Raw genomic sequence first — 17,706 nt, forward strand, 5'->3', positions numbered from 1 at the left:
GGCTTCATCAGATTGATTGTGTCTATTCATGCTCCACTTTTAAATTTCAAAGGAAGACTATTGACGAACATAGTTCAGATAAAGACCCATGTGGGGAAGTTTAAAGCCATATCGACAGTGGTAAAATATGAATATATAGATGTATTCGTTCGATTTATCAGAATAATCAGAGGAAGCTGGCTGGGTTAAGTGGATTACAGTCATTGTTAGATATGTTGATATAAAAATAATAGAGTGGAACATTATATTTTGAGGTGATGTTAAAATGAGGTGCCGGTTTACAGTGTCTTATCTGTTTTATTGTTCCAGTAAATGGGCTTATATTAGTTTTTAGTTGTCTTTCCGGGAAGTCTAGATCAGATAATAGGTACAAAGCTAATATGTATTAGACTCAACTATTCTTACAATAAATACTATAGTGAGTTGCTTGTCTTTAGGTTCTTTGGCGGTTGTGGATTAGAGTTTTATGGTATTTATGAGTATTTTGTCTTAATCGGGATTAAAAGCTTGTATCCCTTCCATGGGTGCTTTCTGTGCCTTTGAGAATAGCTATTATGGGTTTACTTTTTTCAAGCTTAATGATAGTTGATTTTTCAAGGCTATAGTGGGAGCTCCTTATTGGTATCATAAGTTATTAAAATAAGAGTTTTAGGTCTACTCTGCTAGGGGATATTCAAGGCCTCCTGGTCTGCAGGGCCTACAAGCTGATTTCTTACAAATACTGTTGCGACAAGCAAAAAACATGAAGCAATTAGCAGCGTATTTGATATTCCTGCGTAGGAAGCTATTTTTCCCCAGAGCATACCTCCTATAGCCATAGCGCCCATATATGTTGCCATAAAAAATGACATTCCTCTTGCCCTTATCCAATTTGGCAGCATTTCCTGAGTGGCCAGAATAAGCGGAGATAAAAAGAGTAACCAGCAAAATCCCGCAGTGAACATTGCTACTGATACATGGATATAGCTGGTTAGAAATGACAGTAATAACATGGATGTAGCATAGCCAATAGATGCGATACACAGTAAATTATCTACTTTAAAGATTGTGCGGAGCTTATTGGTGAAAAACACAGCACTTACCGCACCGAGCCCTAAAAAAGACATTAATAAACTGTATGCTTTTGGATCGTCTGTATATAATTGAGATGAAAAGGTGGGAAGTGACGCCCATAGAGCACTAGCAAAAATAAAAAACGACAACGCTCGAACCAGTGCGTGTTGAAGTTTTGATTCTCGCTTTATGTATTTCAGGCTATTTTTTATTGCTGATACGAAATTCTCACTATGTTGATTTGTTGCGCCATTTCTATTCGGTGTCCAATAGCTAAGAGCCATTATGACACATAAGAAAGAAATGGCGTTTAAAGCGAAAAGTACCTCCAGGTTAAAATAGATCAAAAGCACTCCGCCGAGTATTGGACCAATCACTCTTGCCAGATTAATTCCCATGCTATTTAGGGCTATGGATTGGGGTAAGTCTGCTTTGGTTACTATTAGTGGTGTTATAGAAGACCAGACTGGCACCATTAATGCGGTTCCGATACCAATTAAAAAAGTTAATATGAGTAACGATAAAATAGATGTCGATCCGATTGCTGTAAGAAGGCATAATATGGAGGTAAGCAGGAACATCCATATTTGTAATATTATTAAATATCTTTTCTTGTCGACAATATCTGCGAAGGCACCAGCTGGAATCGCAAGAAATAGTGTAGGTAAGGATGCTGCAGATTGAACCATAGCGATCCAAAATGGTGATGAGGTTAGTGAAATCATTAGCCAATTTGCACCAATCTCATGAATCCATGTTCCTGTATTTGAGATTAATGTTGCAGTCCAAATGATCAAAAACAGTTTATTTTTGAATGGGGCAAGGGAAGTCAAGGCTTAACTCTCTTTATAAAGGCCACTAGTTAAAGTGGCCTTTCTGTGGAAGCTATTTATGGCCAGTAGCTGCCATAGAATTTTACAGGTGACCAACTAGGCAGAAGGGGCTCTAGTTCTGGTGATAAAGACTGATAATCCTCATCTCCATATACAACCTCTCCATTTACAACAGTTAGTACAGATCGGATTGACTTGATTTCTTTCAGGGGGACTTCCATGTAATCTTTCGATAAAATTGCAAAATCTGCTAATTGACCTTTAGACAACCTTCCTTTGATATGCTCTTCTCCTGAGAACCAGGCACTGCCAACTGTATAAAGTCTGAGTGCCTCTTCTCGCGTTAAAAGATTTGATGAGTCATAGAGCTTGCGGCCACTGACGGTTTCACCGGTGACTAAATAGTGTAGGCCTACCCAAGGGTTAAAGGTTGAGCCCCGTGTGGCATCAGTACCCATACCAATAGGGATACCTTTATCGACAAGCATTCTCAATGGAGGTGTAGCTTTTGTCTTTTCAGCTCCATACCGTTCAGAAAAGTCATCACCAAGGAATACCATACGACTTTGAATGGCAACGCCGCCACCAAGTGACTTTATACGCTCTATATTATTCAGGCCTATCGTTTCGGCATGTTCAATCGACCATCGAAGTCCGCGTAGCGGTTTATAGCTATTTACGTCTTCAATAACGTCTAAAATCCTGGTAATTGATTCATCATAGGTTGCATGAATCCTAAATGGCCATCTACGCTCTACCAGTAACTCAATAATTGGTGTTAGATCTTTTTCCATACCGGCATCCAACACTGGTCTGTCGGATCTAAAATTTTCAAAGTCTCCAGCTTTCCATAGTAGATACTCACCTCCTCCATCAATTTCAAAGCCGTGCTCTTTAGTACTGTCAGTGTTTGTCCCCGCTTTATTTCCCCTTGTCCAATTGTGGTAGTCTTCCAGCTCTTTCCCTGGATTCTGTGCAAATAAATAGAAGGATGTTCTCAGTGGTAGTTTTCCTTCTGTGGCCAGTTTTTCTGCGACACTATATCCATCGGGATAACCGAACCCGCCACCTCCAGCGTCAATAACAGACGTTAAACCAAATTTTGCCAGTTCGTGAAATAAGTGAATTGTTGAATTTACTTTTACTTCTTCTGAAGTGTCTGGCAGAGCTGCGATCTTGCCGTAAAAAATTCCAGGATGTGGCTGTGCTAGCATTAACCCTGTGGGTGTTCCATGTGAGTCACGTACAAATTTTCCGCCCTTTGGATCTTCCGTATTACTGTTGATTCCAAGTTTATCCATGCCCATTTGGTTAAGCATTCCAACACTATAGAAGTATTGGATATATACTGGGGTGTCGGGAGCTGCCTTATTAATTTCAGCAATAGTTGGCAACCGTTTTTCCTTGAATTGCCATGGAGACCAGCCACCTATAATTCTTACCCATTCACCTTTTGGTGTTCTACTTGCTTGCTCCGATAACATGTTTAATGCTGTCTTTAGATCGGGCACACCGTCCCAACGTAACTCCCTCGTATAAGCTAATCCGCTACGCAAGAAGTGTGAATGAGAGTCGATCAAGCCCGGTATAACTCGTCTATTCTTCGCATCAATAACTTCAGTCGTTTCACCTCTGTACTGATGTATTATTTCATCGGTGTCTACATCCAGAATCTTTCCGTCTCTAACCGCTATGGCCTGGGCAACTGGCTTGTTCTTATCTTGGGTCGTTACCTTTGCATTTATAATGATCATATCCGCATAAACGGCGCTGTCGAAATTTTCTATCACCCCCTCATTTGCGATGGTTGCGTTTTTACATGCAGCCAAAACCGTGGCGGCACCCATTAAGATTAGGCGTTTTCGCCATACATATTTTGAATATGACATACTAGATTTCTTAGATTTGAAAGCGCTTACCTACCTACTCAGGAGGTATAGTAAGCGCTTATGGAGGAATGAGATCAGAGGGTTATTTAACTTTAGAAGAGGAAAGCTCTTTATATGCTGCGGGGACATTCAATCCAGAGTGAACCCACCCGTGAAGGGCATACCCTTGGTATTTTGGCAGTTGAACTTTCTCAACCGTCTCCTCAAGGGATAGTCCTCTTGCAATTGCCTTTTCCACTTTATTTTTAAGTGCAGTCAAGTAATCAATATGCCATTTTATTGCTGAACGGTTTGTAATTGGGCCATGACCAGGGATAACTAATGTAGATTCATTTATTGCTCCATATACATATTTCATGGTCGCTAATGTTTCTAATAGATGGCCATCAAGCAGCCAAGGTAAGGCAGGCTTGGTAGAGACTACGGGGTTACCTGTCCAAAGTACGTTCTCTCCTTTAACGGAGACGAATAGATCGCCGCCAGTTTGAGCAAAACCAAAATCATCTACGTCTACAGTTTTGCCTCCTAAATCAATAGAAATACTTCCATTTTTGGGGACTAAGATGTCGCCGGTTTTGGGTATTACATCCTCAATTCCCCTGCCTTCACCGAAGTTACTAATCATGAATGCAGTATCTTGCTCGAAATAGTTATCTACATAATCTTTTGCACTTTCATGCTGGATAATAGATACACTGCTTGGAAAAACATAGTTTCCATATGAGTGATCACCGTGATAACTTGTATTAACTAAATACTTGATGGGTTTATCTGTTTCAGCCTTGACCAACGATATCATTTGTTCGGCAAGGCGCTCATTTATCATTGACTCTATCACCAGAACAGATTTTTCGCCGATAACAAATCCGCCACTTGTTGCAATAGGATAGCCACTGCCAGCTTTTTCAGAGGCGTCTGAAGGTATTACAGCATATATGCCATCTGAAACCTTTTGAGATTCAAGGATGACTGTATTGCCATCCCACACGGGCTCTTGGGCAATCGCATTCACAGTAAAAGCTACACCAGCCAGCAGTGTAGTAATGGATTTAAGCATTGTAGACATTTCCGGTAATTATTAAAACGCGAGAAATCCTACATCATGTTTGCTTAGTAGTTACGGCAAAGATAATATGGATCGAATCTATCGATATATGGTGTACTTCCGTGAAAACCACGCTCGAACAGTTAGAAGCTTTGGATGCTTTAAGGAAGGAAGGCTCAGTATCAAAAGCTGCTGATCAACTTGGCAAGAGTCAATCCACAATTAGTTATACGCTACAAGAACTTCAAGATACCCTAGGTTTAATTCTGGTTGAAAAAGATGGAAGGAAAACCAAATTAAATCATGCCGGTTTGCTTTTGAGTGAGCAAGTTGAGGTGTTACTGAGACAACATTATGACATTGAGAATCTAGCTGGCCAGCTAAAACAGGGGGCGGCAGCTACGTTGAGTATTGCAGTAGATACTTCATTTCCAAAGAGTATTCTCGATGCTACTTTGAAATTGTTTCACAGCCAGCAAAAAAATGTCCGCTTGTCTATCAAGGAGCAAGCGATGTCTGGAACTAATGCGTTACTTCTTAATAATGCGGTGGATTTATGTATCGGTATGACTCCGCCCCCCGGTTTCTTAAGCGATAAATTACTAGATGTTGAATTTATCTTAGTGTGTAGCCCAGAACATAGCTTATCTAACCAAAAAAATGTTTCTTATTATGAACTGAAGAGAGAGACTCAAGTTCTAGTAGCAGACTCCGGCTCGATGGATGTTTCTTTCGGTTGGCTTTCACCAAATGTGAAATGCTCCGTTTCCAACTTGAACGATGCATATCGCCTTGTAAAGGGAGGACTAGGTTATGGCAGGTTGCCGGTGCACATGGTTGCCGAGGATGTTCAGTCAAATGAGCTATGTAAAATTGATATGATTCATGGATTTTCCTATACAGTGTCTCTTTATTTAACTGTAGGTAATAAAGCACAGAATAATTCAGTCAAGCTATTTTCAAAAATTTTGTTCGATATGGTAAAAAAATATCAAATTAAAAGTTGCTGATTTTAATTCGATCTTATAGTCGACCAGAAGTCCTTTAGCAGTTCGCATATAAATGTAAAAGCATTATCAATTATTTACCATCCTTAAATTTAGAATGATTAATAAAGAAGCTATAGATAAATGTGGATTGCTTTCGCAATGTCACTGAGGATAGCGATGATCAAAAACTTTATTATGCGGGGGAGCCTAATCAGTTATCCGGTAGAAAGTGGTAAATTATTGTGTAAATTTAGGCTGATACTCCAACCTGAATAGATAGCTGCTACTGATACGAGTAAACCTTCCTCTTGAGAATGTCTAGGGAGCCTCTGAATAACTCTGCAAGCTCCGAAGGGCTGGCCTTGAAGACTCGCAGAGGCATTACGGAGTTATTCAGAGGCTCCCTAGCAGTCGAGTGCCACCAAATACCAGCCTAGCGGTCGCCAGGTATCGCATGGGTTGCCCGGGCGTGCAATGGCCACCCGAGCAACCGCGCGATTTACTCCGGTACTGCGATAATTAGGAACGACACGTGCGATTCGCTGTTTTCTTGAGTGTGCTTGCTGTTTCCCGAGTCGCCGTCACCGATGAGTGCGTGTGGATTGTGCAGTATGACCTGCGAGCCTGATGTGGAGTAGGTTTCCGAACCTCCGCCGACTTGCCGGATGTCGTGGTCACTGCTGTCGTAGTGGACGCGATAGCCAGACAGAAATACTGCCGCGTCGCTTATGGGTTGGCCCATCTCGACATACACGTCATCACTCGTGTTTTGGAGGTTTGTGACGTACTTTGCGATCAGAGGGGGGCTCTTGCTCAGCTCAATGAGATTGCCATCAATCGATGCGATGGCATTGTTGCCCGAGTCATCATGCATCTGTGCAGTCGATTGGATACCCACTTCGTAGTTGTTCGGAACTGCGGTGGTTACATCGAGCTCAATGGTGCGAACGTGGTGTGACTTTGGGGGTTCGCTCGGATCGTTGTCCTTGTGATACTCGCACGCCCAGCCTCCAAGGGCAGCATAAGCCTCTGGCTCATCGAGGGGGATGTATGGGCTGGTTGATTCATTGGGGATATCGGTGATGGTTCTCGGTAGGATCACACCGTCTTTGGGGCCGTCGACCACTGCGATGCAAGACAATGTCAATTGGGAGTCTGAGGGGCTTAAACCTTTCTTCTGGCCGAACAAGGTGGCGTCAGGAGTGACGGTGAGGACGGCATTCTTGTTGTGGACCTGGGTGAGCGACAGGCCCAGCGTTTGCGTCTGGTGGTCCGTACCTCCTTCGTACTTGAAGAACCAGTAGGTGGCGGCAACGATGAAGCTCGTCACTTCTGAGCCGTATTTGCTGAAGTCAAACCGGAACCTTCCGCCGTTTTCATCCAGCTGCTGATTGATGTGCATCATCTGAATATTCGGAGGCGCGATTGGGGTGGAATGAAGCTTGATTGGCATATAGGCCCAGTCACCGCCAACCTGGAGATAAGCGGGCGAATTCGTGTTCTTGACCTGGAAGCCGGGAATCGCGATGTCGACACTCCCTTTCTTCGAACTCAGAATCGAGATGATCAGTTGAAGGACCCAGCCAAGCGGTACGAACGCCCACCAGAAAGGGAGCTTCGCTTTTGTTTTCACCTGAATGTTGAGCACATCGTCGTAGGCGTTGAAGCTTATCGTCGCAGAGAGCTTTAGGGTCTGGTAGACCCACAGGGTCATGGCCCCACGCTTCACTCTGATGTCGGCACTGATAACAAGATCGCCGTCGTTGTTGAACGCCGCTTGGAGGTTATTCTCTTTGATTTTGATATGCGCACCCTCAATCACATCCTCGACGTCGGTGTTGAGGTACATTTTTTCGGGGTAGGTATCGGTCACCGTCAGCTGTGAAGAGGTCAGTGGCGTTGCTTCAGCAATCGCTGCGGCCACCGAAGTCAAAATGATGTCGTTGGATACGATGAGTGCGGATGTACAGTTGCTAGGGATAGTCTGTGGTAGAAGCGCGTCTATTGGCTGGCGATTCCCACGGCATATCCCAAGTCCGAACAGGTTTGAGTCGGAGCCGCCATCAAAGGCTGTATACATCACCCCGATGTCCAGGTTCCCGGCGGGCAGGGGGGTGTGTTGAGCAACCGTGTACTTGATGGGCCAATCAAAACTTGAGATGAGTTGGTCGACTGCTCCTTTCATCGCGTCGGTAATGTCGAGGCCCTTGATCGACTTTGAAAGTTGAATATCGCTGAGGTCAAGTTCCATCATGTCCCAGTTGGGCTTTTTGATGGTTACGGTGACTTGCCCATAGTGGTTGATGCTGGCGCTGGCTTGCATTTTGTCGAGGTCAAGAACGAGCCGGGCGTGACCGGGGCTTTGGCCCTGTGCATCTTCGATGTTGCTTGTGATACCTGGGAATTTGATGAACCCTGTGATGGGCAGGTCGAGCGTCGCCTTTTGGTCTTCGGGAGCGATGAAGGCGGGACAATCAAATGCGAACTCGTAGCGAACCTTGGCGGGGCCCTTGCCGACACTTCCGCTGAAGGACCATTGGCCGGAGTCGCCTTCGAAGAGCTCGCTAATCCAATTGTTGACCGCTCCTTGGGTCGAGGCACTGATCAAATCCCAGCCTTGCGAAAGGTCTGGATCTGGCGAGGATTCAACTTCTTGAAGACCTTGCTGCTCTTCAATTTCTTCTTCAATTAAGTCGCTTGGCTCTTCTCGGTCAAATAGGCCGCGCAGCTCCTCGACCAGCTCGGGGCTTGGGTCGCATACCCGCTGAAAGGTCGAAATTGGGTCGAGCGCGAATTGGCGTGCATTGCCCTCAGATTCACCGAGCCACTCGAGCATGCGAGCTTCATATTGCAATAGGTTGCTCAGGGTGGGATCGCGTCGCAGTGGGTCTGTTTGAGGTGTTGGCGTGAATTCGAAAGAGAGAGGTCGAACTATCTAATTGTGTGGCTTGCTTGCCTAGCAGGCGCTGCAGGTCGTCAGGAGAAAGTGTGAGGGACGCGCTTTGCTTTTTAAGTCGGCGCTGCAGGCTGTCGGGAGAGAGTGTGAGAGTCTCTTCCATGATGATGCTCCGTAATCTTCATTAGTTTGATTTTTTGAAAAGGCGAGTGGCCGGGTAATACCACGAGCCTTCTTTGATGCGGCAATCGAACATCAGGCCTACAAGAAAATTGCCACCCGCCCTAAGTTACTCTTCAAAAGGGCACCAGCCAACAAGGTCGAAGGCATTATCAGGGAAAATGTTGATGTCTTTTGTTTAATAGTATTTTTTGCGCCGTTATTGGGATGTTCTAAATGGAGCCTTTCGGTGAAAAGTTACGAGACTATTAAGCTGGGAAGGGCTTTAGCGATAGCATTCGTAGTGATTACTGGGCACATAAAAAGGGCGCGCAAAAGATCTGTTATCAAATCTCGGAGAAGTGGAGCCGATAGGGGTTTTGAATGGGAGAAAGATGCAATGTGCGACTATAATCCTGATGGGAAGCCGGGCACATCCGTGATCTAAATGATAAAAGAAAAAATCTAATCCCTGTCTGGTAGAAGATCGCCAACATATAGAGCTAATGCATTTCGACTCTGCGTTAGCTGGGTTATCTTTTCATCAAGCTTTTCTAACTCACACTGTAGCGAGGCTTTAACTGCGGGGCACCCATAAAATCTAGGAACTGAATGTTCATCTTCTATGCAAGGTAATAATTCTTTTATTGTTTTTAATTTAATTCCATTTTCGTTTAATGTTTTTATATTTTGTATCAGCCTTATATCTTCCTTTGAGTATTCACGATACCCGGCTTGAGATCGGGTTGGAATGATAAGTTCTTCAGCTTCGTAAAATCTCAGCATTCTCTGACTTACACCAGTGAGTTTTGATAGTTCGCCAATACGCATTTTTTCTCTTTAGATAGTTGACTCTGACAGTGCTGTCAAGGTTTATAGTGTAACTTAAACCTTGACAGAGGAAAATAAAATGAGATCTAAATATTTTAAAAGTATTTCAGTGTTCTTATTTGCTCGGATCGTAATTGCCACAATATTCATCTCAGCATCCACTAATGCGCAATCGGGCCCAATCACCGAGGACTTAAATATTGCTGTTGTTCATGGTTACATGAGTTCACCAGATGATCATTGGTTTCCCTGGCTTAAAAATGAGCTTCAAGATCGTGGTATCTCTACTAAAGTTTTGTCTCTACCAAATCCATCGTTTCCGGACCCCGAGGAGTGGCAGGAGGCCCTTTCAGTCAAATTAGGTGAGATCGATAGTAATAGTATCGTTGTCGCCCATAGCCTTGGCTGTATTGCGACACTGAACTACCTTAACTCTCTTAAAAAAGAGAAGCAAATTGCTGGGCTTATACTCGTGTCAGGTTTTGTTTCTGATATTCCAAACCTACCGCAACTTGGAGATTTTACTCAAACGAATTTAGATTTCAGTAAATTAAGATTGATGGTAGATAAGATAATCGTTCTTGGTTCTCCACAAGATTCCATAGTCCCGTTTTATTTAACAGAAGAGTTGGCTAATAAGCTTCAGACAACAATTGTATCGATTCCTAATTCAGGACATTTCTTAGCGTCAGACGGATATAAAAGATTTCCGCAGGTGCTGACAGCCATTGATGAGGTTCTAGGGACTAGGGGAGTGAACTAATCGAAAAGTGTAATTATGGGTTTGAGATGCATATTACTTAGCTTGTTTTGCCTTTAATTCTGCTAAAACCCATCTGTAAAGGTCAACTGGTAAGCTAAAGCCATTCTTTAAGACGCCAGATCTACTCTTGGGGAGTTGCCCATGTAGCCCCGACAAAAGGTTCCAGCTTAGGACTCACTATTAAGTTGCAACTGCAAATTGGGTAAAGAAGGTTTGGTGTGGCTTGGTCTAAAGGGCGGGGGTATCTGAATATGGGCCGAACGAGAAACAAAAAAGGCCAACTTTGCAGTTGGCCTTTTTCGATTTGGTGGAGATGGCGGGAGTTAAATAGTTGGCTGTAGCTACCGTGTTTACTCGGTTTCTATTTGGCTTAATCAAAAAAACACAGATAACCCCACTGCTAGAGCAAAGTAACCCCCAATGTGGAGCGTGATTTATCTAGCTCAATCGTGCCCTAGGCTCTCTCTGTGCGTCATGGCTCAGCAGGCATTCCGGGGCTCTTACTGATGTGAAAAAAACCTTTATCTCGTGAGTATTGCAAGGAGTGCATCACATGATCGATGGATAAGGCTTTGTTCTTTTTGAATTGAGTGGCTAAGTAGGTTCTTTAAGGTATTTTTTAAGCAGGTTAATGGGTAGAAATATGGGTATTCCTAACACAATATTGATCTGCCCCGCTTATTTAGAAGATTCTGACAGGCATTGAGCCTGTCAGATGAAAAACGTCCAGCGCCTAGCGAGCTGCCAAAAGGGAAATCGAGATTATCTATTGCTATTCACTCTTTTAGAGCCGACGTACATTGCAAATAAACGAAGGCCGATGGAAATTAAGACAAGCATACTTGGCGCTGTATGAGCGGGTATTGCCTTTAATTGCGTGATTTCTCTTTGAAGGGTCATCGTTTGGTGTGTATTGGTCTGGTGCTTTGGAACTTTGATGACGTTTTTTTTAAGTAATTTATCGAACGACTCGATTTCTCCCGCAAGCATATCCAGGAGTTCCAATTCGGTCTTGCCTTCCCATGGTAGCTGTGTCCTATATGCGTCAACTGCTTTACCAAGCTTTTTCCACTCTTCTGCGAGGAAGGCTTCAAGTGATGAAAGGGTTCTCAGCTTTGAGTTCATGGATTGATTGACTCGGTAGGCGTTTTGTCCATGAGCGCCGCTCGCCATCATTCCACCAAAGTGCTGTACGTTATGTTTGGCGGTATTCAGGTTCCGGCTGATTAAGTTGAGTTGATCCAGAGTGCGAACCAGAGTCTGATCAAATCTCGGATCTTTATCCTTAATCGCTGTCAGAGCGGTGTTAACCAGTCGACTCACCTGTATCTTGGTTGCATGTTCGTTGATGGACATATCCCTTTATCCTCGTAAATCCATTGAAGAATGTGTTTCATCTCTCTGATTTGAGATGAATGTGCCACATTCAGGTTTTTGCTTGATGAAAACGCGAATTCTAAATTAAATCTGCCGAGTGTCGCGGTCTAATAGAGTACGGGCCATTGCACGGAAGCCGTGGGCGGTCATGGTTTCATTGTCATAGCCCAGTGACCAGGGCTAGAGCCTGCTCAGCAAGAGGGGGAATGTGTGACTGGCCCATTTTCATTTTTTCGTTGGGCAGTTTTATGTGCTTGGCATTCCAATTGATTTCTGTCCACTCAAGTTTTTGCAATTCTCTAGCGGGCAGAGTAGGAGAGGGGGTAGTTTTAGGGCTGCTCTTACTATTGGGGTCGTCTATGGCAGTTAGTAGGCGCCCGATTTCAGTAGGGTCTGCAATTGCTGCCAAGTGCTTTTTCTTGGTGGGGCAGTGGCGCAAACCTGCTCACCCCCGCAATTAACCCCACTAAAAATGGCTGGATTTGGATTAGATTAATTGGGATGGCCCAGATAACAAAAGCCCCGGAAACACTAGGTTTGCGGGGCTTTCGTGGGCTGTCTGAGACAGCAATTTGGTGGAGATGGCGGGAGTCGAACCCGCGTCCGTCAGCACTCTGCCAGAGGCTCTACATGCTTAGCTCCGTCTATTGATTTAACCCATTACAGCCCGGCGGTCAGGACGTATAGGGCGATCCCGTAAGTTGTTTAACCGCTTACCCACGAGTATGGCTTGCGGCGATCCAGTTCTGTATAACAGTCTACAGCGCGATACTGGAACCTTGCTGAAGACTGCTAAGGGACGAACCCTTAGTTAGCGCTTCACAAGCTGCTTACGCAGCGAGTTGGGCACCGTAGTTGTCGTCGTTGGCAACTAATAAAATACAGCTTTGGATTAACGAGATTCGCTGCCATCTCGGCATGCACCCAAGGTTTCGTAACCGGCGTCGAATCCAAGTCATCCCCGATAAGAAACACTCATGTGTGTCACCTAAGTATACCTCAAAATTTACGTTAGCAATAAATTTTATGTAAATGGCATTTGAGCGATCAGAGTCGCTTTAGTCAGGCGCTTTGAGGGAGGGCTTAGGTGGGAAGGGGGTTCCCGGCGGTGAGGTACCGCCGGGAGGGAGATCAGCTTAGCGAATGGACTGCACGAAAGCGGTCAGGATTAGCAGTGGGCAGACGATGCGCACGTACCAGGGCCAGATCTTCCAGAACAGGGTGTGTTCAATATCTTCATGGCCTTTCTTGAGCTCACTCAGCAGCTGGTCGCGGCGCCAGATCCAGCCGGCAAAGATACAAAGTGCAATACCGAGCAGGGGCTGGCCGTATTCAGTACTGATACTGACTGCCAGTCCGAAGAGGGCGTCGAAGTTGTAGATGATGCCGCAGCTCACGCCGAAGATGATCAGGCCAACGATCGGGGTGGCGATGCGGCGGGGGATATTCAGGTTCTCGATAGAGAATGCCACCGGCACTTCCAGCATGGAAATGGAGGAGGTGAGGGAGGCGATAACCATCAGTGCGAAGAAGGCGATGGCGACGAATATCCCGGCTTCCCCCATGGTGTCGAACAGCGCGGGCAGCACTTGCAGAATCAAGCTCGGGCCGGCGATCAGGGAACCGTCGGCAGAGAAGATCTGGGTACCGGCCTCCTGGGCTACGTACATGGCGGGCAGGATTAGCAAGCCCGCGGTGAAGGCGATGCCCACATCAATCAGGGTTACCAGGGCGCCGAGGCGCGGCAGGCTTTCCTGCTGGCTCAGGTAGGAACCGTAAATCAGCATGGTGCCTACACCCAGGGATAGAGAGAAGAAGGCCTGGCCCATGGCGGAGATCAGCAGATCCGGGGTGAAGTGGTTGAAGTTGGGCATCAGGTACACTTCCAGGCCGGTCAGGGCGCCGGGCTGGGTGAGTACGTAGCAGATCAACAGCAATAACAGGATGATCAGCGATGGCATCAACAGGGTGGACCAGCGCTCGATCCCTTTCTCAACACCACTGGCGATAATCAGCATGGTGAGGCCACTGAAAATGGCGGTCATGATCATATTGCGATCGGTGCTGTTACCGGCCAACCACTGGGCCGCTTCCTGGGCGCCGAACAGGCTGGCGAAAGGTTGGGCCAGGTGGGCCACCATCCAGCCCGCCACAATGGCGTAGAAGCTCAGGATTAGGGAGGCCACCAGGATACCGCCGAAGCCGGTCAGGCCCCCGAAAAAGCGGCTGATGGGCCCGTTGGAAATGGAGCGCAGCGCCTGCACCATATTGCGGCGCGCGTGGCGGCCGATGGTGAGTTCGGCCATCAGGGCCGGATAGGCGAGCGCAAAGGCTAGAAATAAGTAGGCGACTACAAAGGCGGCGCCGCCGTTGCTGGCGGCCTTGGTTGGAAAGCCCCAAATATTGCCGAGACCAACGGCGGAACCCGCCGCGGCCATCAAAAAGCCAATATTCGAGCTGAACTGTCCTCGCGGTGCACTCATGGTAAATCCCGTAATTATTCTTCTAATAGTTCACTGTGCACTATTTGTGCGCCGAGCGCATTAGGCGCTGCTTTTCGCGGTTCCAATCGCGCTTCTTCTCAGTCTCGCGTTTGTCATGGCTCGCCTTACCTTTAGCAAGGCAGACTTCGCACTTCACCAGATGCCCTTTCCAGTACATGGCTGTGGCAACCACGGTGTGGCCCTTCTGCTCAACAGCGGCGATTAGCTTGGAAAGTTCGCGCTTGGTGAGCAGCAGGCGACGGGTGCGGTCGGGCTCGGTAACAAAGTGGGTGGAGGCACTGGGCAGCGGCTGGATGTTGGCACCCAGCAGCCAGGCTTCACCGTTTTTGAAAATGACATAGCTGTCGGTCAGTTGGGCTTTGCCCTCCCGACAGCTTTTGACTTCCCAGCCTTTCATCTCAACGCCCGCCTCAAACTTTTCTTCAATGAAATAGTCGTGGCGGGCCTTCTTGTTGAGGGCGATGGTATTGGATGTTTGTGCTTTCTTTTTCTTGGCCATGAAAACTACGAGTGACTATATAAAACTGTGTCCAAAAAACTTCAGGGCCACGGTATTGATAAAGATAAGCAGCAGTATCAATGGGATAAAAGTGCCCAGGGAGAAGTTAACGTATTTTTGCGAAAACGAGCCTGCAAAGTTGCTGTCACCTTCTTGCAGCTCTTTATCAAAATTGGATTTCTTCCATTTGTAGATCACGAACAGACATACCAGCAGACCGTTTAAAGGCAGGATGGTGTCGTAGAAGATGATCTCCACCAAATCGAAGAACGACTTGTTTGCGCCGGCCAGTTGTACAAACTCTGTAAACCAAGTGGCCATACCGAATGATACGGCGCAAGCGATGGCCAGTACAAATTGAACTGCCGCAACGATGTAGATGGCCTTCTTACGCTCCATGTTGCGCTCGTCGCGCAGGGTGGCGATAGGCACCTCGATAATGGAAACCAGGGAGGTAATGGCGGCAACCAGTACCAGGAAGAAGAAGATGGCCGCTACGGCGCTGGCGCCCATGTAGCCGATTCCGTCTTGCAAAGCGAGGAAAATCTTCGGCAGGAACAGGAAGATCATACCGGCGGACGAGTCGCTCAGCTCTGTCGGATCAATCTGCGGGTTAAAGTGGAAAATACTCGGCAAAATCAGCAGGCCAGCAGTAAAGGCTACCAAAGTGTCAGTAATCGCTACGGCGCGGGAAGAGCCGGGAATGGAGTCCTTCTTCTTCATATAGGAGCCGTAGGTAATCATGATGCCCATTCCCAGAGACAGGGAGAAGAAGGCCTGGGCCATGGCTTTACTGATTACGTTGCCATCAATTTTGCTGAAGTCGGGTACCAGGTAGTACTGCAAACCGAGGGCGGCGTTATCCAGAGTCAGTACAAAGAACACCAGTCCCAATAACATGACAAACAGCATGGGCATCAGGGTTTTTGCGGCACGCTCGATACCGTCTTTAACGCCCATAGCGAGAATGGCATTGATGATCAGCATCAGGACAACCAGGTAAATAAATACCGTGGGTGTATTGATAAAGTGGATAAAGAAATCCGGGGTGGCGAGCTTATCCAGGTTGCCGGAGAAGATCTCTACCAGGTATCCCATTACCCATACGGTGACCACCAGATAAAAAACCGCGATCATAAATGGCGTGATCAGGGCCAGCCAACCGGGAATACTCCACAGCGTGGAGCCTTTGGATATCTGCCGATAGGCCCCGACGGGGTCTTTATCTGAACGGCGTCCCATAGCGAGTTCGGCCATCATCACCGGCAGACAGATCAGAAATACGAAGAGAGCGTAGACCAGTAAGAAGGCGCCGCCCCCGCTCTTGGTGGCTGCTACAGGGAATGCGACCAGGTTGCCAATACCGACTGCGGAACCTGCTGCGGCCAGGATAAAGCCCAGCCTTGACCCAAAATGCTCTCTCACTGCGGTCATAAGTACTCTCGCTATTATTTTTTGAATGCTTGTAGTTTTTGTTACTGCGGCTGGGGCTAAGTGTGGCCCACCGGTAAAAAATGCGATTGTTGCAGGAATTGTCTTGCTTGAGTAGCGCCGACTGGCAAAATTAGCCGTTCAACGGTAATCCCAGGTAATTTTGCCTGATGGACTGGATTAGACAGTAGGAATGACTGAAATAGAACGCAGTGCGCTGGTGATGTACAGCGCGGAACAAATGTTTGATCTGGTCAACGATGTGGCCAGTTACCCGCAATTTTTACCCGGCTGTCGCGCTGCGGAGATTATCCACAGCGATGACACCACTTTAGAGGCGCGCCTGGATTTGTCGCGCGCGGGTATAAAGCAGAGCTTTGTGACTCGAAATCAGTTAGTGCGTCCCAAGTCGATGACGCTCAAGCTGGTGGATGGTCCTTTCGAGCAGTTCGAGGGACTGTGGGAATTTACTCCGCTGGCTGAAAATGCCTGTAAGGTGAGTTTTACCCTTACATTTTCGATGAAAAATCGATTGATCGCGGCGGCTGCGGGAAAAATTTTCAGTGACCTGGCCAACCAGATGGTCGCGGTTATGTGTGAGCGCGCGGAAGAAGTTTACGGGAAACCCCAATGACAGAAGAGAAAACAATCTCGGTGGAGGTGGTGTACGCGCTGCCCCACGAACAGCGATTAATGCGTTTGTTGGTGTCTGAGGGTACCACTGCGCGGGAGGCGCTAATTCGTTCGGGAATTCCCAAGGAGTATCCTGAAGTCGATCCGGATACGGCAAAGATGGGTATTTTTGCCCAGGTGCTGGGGAGTAAGGGGCTGCCGCCGGCGGAAAGTTATGTCCTGCAACCCGGGGACCGGGTTGAGGTGTATCGCCCATTGATCGCCGATCCCAAAGAGGCGCGCAAGCAGCGCGCCGAGAAAGCCAAGCGTATGGCTGAGAAGAAGAAAGGCGCCGAGGGGACTTCAGCTTAGGGCCAGCCTGTGGGCTGCCAGTCGCCGCTGGTGGCTACCAGGGAGTCTTCATCAAAATAAACGCTAAAGGTCTTTTGGGTGATATTGCCTTTCTTGTCGCGAAGGCGATTGACGTAATCCCAGCGGTTGGGGTTGTAAGTATCTTCCAGCAGCGGAGTGCCCAGAACAAACTGTACCTGGCGTCGCGTCATCCCTGGCTTTAGCTGATCCACCATCTCCTGGGTAATGATATTGCCCTGCTGCACCTCAATACGGTGTACACCGGGGAATTTTACGAGTGTGCAAGCTCCCAGCAAGCTGCACAGGAAGGCGATAGTGAGAAATCTCAGACTAGGCGGCATTCATTGCTCCATTATTCGGTTTCAAACGGCAGCGCTCACGCTGATTTCTTACAAACAGTCAGTTTAGTCTCAAGTGGAGAAAAAAAGTTCCTCCTCTTACCAGTTCTGCCCT

At 46.9% G+C, this 17,706-nt stretch carries 14 protein-coding genes and 1 other RNA gene; 4 read left to right on the top strand and 11 right to left on the bottom strand.

The window, feature by feature from the left end:
- Positions 1-662: 662 nt before the first annotated feature.
- From ACJJIR_RS03095 to ACJJIR_RS03105, 3 genes are all read right to left on the bottom strand, one after another.
- Positions 663-1,886: an MFS transporter gene (locus ACJJIR_RS03095; protein ID WP_444907303.1), complete on the bottom strand. Its 1,224-nt coding sequence runs from the start codon at positions 1,884-1,886 to the stop codon at positions 663-665.
- Between the two features lie 56 nt (positions 1,887-1,942).
- The gene (locus ACJJIR_RS03100; protein ID WP_444907304.1) at positions 1,943-3,775 is read right to left on the bottom strand and encodes an amidohydrolase; all 1,833 of its coding nucleotides are present in this window, start codon (positions 3,773-3,775) and stop codon (positions 1,943-1,945) included.
- 82 nt (positions 3,776-3,857) lie between these two features.
- On the bottom strand, positions 3,858-4,832 hold the full coding sequence (locus ACJJIR_RS03105; RefSeq protein ID WP_444907305.1) for an MBL fold metallo-hydrolase: 975 nt from the start codon (positions 4,830-4,832) through the stop codon (positions 3,858-3,860).
- A gap of 110 nt (positions 4,833-4,942) precedes the next feature.
- Between ACJJIR_RS03105 and ACJJIR_RS03110 the strand changes: the two genes are divergently transcribed.
- Positions 4,943-5,830, top strand: a complete 888-nt coding sequence (locus tag ACJJIR_RS03110; RefSeq protein ID WP_444907306.1) for a LysR family transcriptional regulator — start codon at positions 4,943-4,945, stop codon at positions 5,828-5,830.
- 478 nt (positions 5,831-6,308) lie between these two features.
- Here ACJJIR_RS03110 and ACJJIR_RS03115 read toward each other — a convergent pair whose 3' ends face one another.
- Positions 6,309-8,645, bottom strand: a complete 2,337-nt coding sequence (locus tag ACJJIR_RS03115; RefSeq protein ID WP_444907307.1) for a hypothetical protein — start codon at positions 8,643-8,645, stop codon at positions 6,309-6,311.
- Between the two features lie 684 nt (positions 8,646-9,329).
- On the bottom strand, positions 9,330-9,695 hold the full coding sequence (locus tag ACJJIR_RS03120; RefSeq protein ID WP_444907308.1) for a MerR family transcriptional regulator: 366 nt from the start codon (positions 9,693-9,695) through the stop codon (positions 9,330-9,332).
- A gap of 79 nt (positions 9,696-9,774) precedes the next feature.
- Here ACJJIR_RS03120 and ACJJIR_RS03125 point away from each other — a divergent pair, with 79 nt between their 5' ends.
- Entirely contained in the window at positions 9,775-10,458 is a 684-nt protein-coding gene (locus ACJJIR_RS03125; RefSeq protein WP_444907309.1) for an RBBP9/YdeN family alpha/beta hydrolase, read from the top strand.
- 762 nt (positions 10,459-11,220) lie between these two features.
- On the opposite strand, the gene ACJJIR_RS03130 is transcribed toward ACJJIR_RS03125, so the two are convergent.
- The 5 genes from ACJJIR_RS03130 to ACJJIR_RS03150 all read right to left on the bottom strand — a co-directional run bounded on the left by ACJJIR_RS03130 (position 11,221) and on the right by ACJJIR_RS03150 (position 16,272).
- Entirely contained in the window at positions 11,221-11,814 is a 594-nt protein-coding gene (locus tag ACJJIR_RS03130; RefSeq protein ID WP_444907310.1) for a hypothetical protein, read from the bottom strand.
- 594 nt (positions 11,815-12,408) lie between these two features.
- Positions 12,409-12,798, bottom strand: a transfer-messenger RNA (tmRNA) gene (gene ssrA / locus ACJJIR_RS03135).
- 173 nt (positions 12,799-12,971) lie between these two features.
- Positions 12,972-14,318 carry a sodium-dependent transporter gene (locus tag ACJJIR_RS03140; RefSeq protein ID WP_444907311.1) on the bottom strand — a complete coding sequence of 449 codons (1,347 nt, stop codon included), beginning with the start codon at positions 14,316-14,318 and terminating at the stop codon, positions 12,972-12,974.
- Positions 14,319-14,358: 40 nt separating this feature from the next.
- Positions 14,359-14,838: an SsrA-binding protein SmpB gene (gene smpB / locus ACJJIR_RS03145; protein ID WP_282931304.1), complete on the bottom strand. Its 480-nt coding sequence runs from the start codon at positions 14,836-14,838 to the stop codon at positions 14,359-14,361.
- 15 nt (positions 14,839-14,853) lie between these two features.
- Positions 14,854-16,272, bottom strand: a complete 1,419-nt coding sequence (locus tag ACJJIR_RS03150; protein WP_413663281.1) for a sodium-dependent transporter — start codon at positions 16,270-16,272, stop codon at positions 14,854-14,856.
- 190 nt (positions 16,273-16,462) lie between these two features.
- Between ACJJIR_RS03150 and ACJJIR_RS03155 the strand changes: the two genes are divergently transcribed.
- Entirely contained in the window at positions 16,463-16,903 is a 441-nt protein-coding gene (locus ACJJIR_RS03155) for a type II toxin-antitoxin system RatA family toxin (RefSeq protein WP_444907312.1), read from the top strand.
- A complete protein-coding gene (locus tag ACJJIR_RS03160; protein ID WP_413663279.1) occupies positions 16,900-17,253 on the top strand; it encodes an RnfH family protein in 354 nt (117 codons plus the stop codon). The genes ACJJIR_RS03155 and ACJJIR_RS03160 overlap by 4 nt, the downstream gene beginning before the upstream one ends.
- Here the strand turns inward: ACJJIR_RS03160 and ACJJIR_RS03165 are convergent.
- Positions 17,250-17,594 (bottom strand): outer membrane protein assembly factor BamE, encoded by a 345-nt coding sequence (locus ACJJIR_RS03165; RefSeq protein WP_413663278.1) that lies wholly within the window; start codon positions 17,592-17,594, stop codon positions 17,250-17,252. The genes ACJJIR_RS03160 and ACJJIR_RS03165 overlap by 4 nt on opposite strands.
- Positions 17,595-17,706: the final 112 nt, after the last annotated feature.

Source organism: Microbulbifer maximicatervae (SeqCode) (assembly GCF_052467385.1).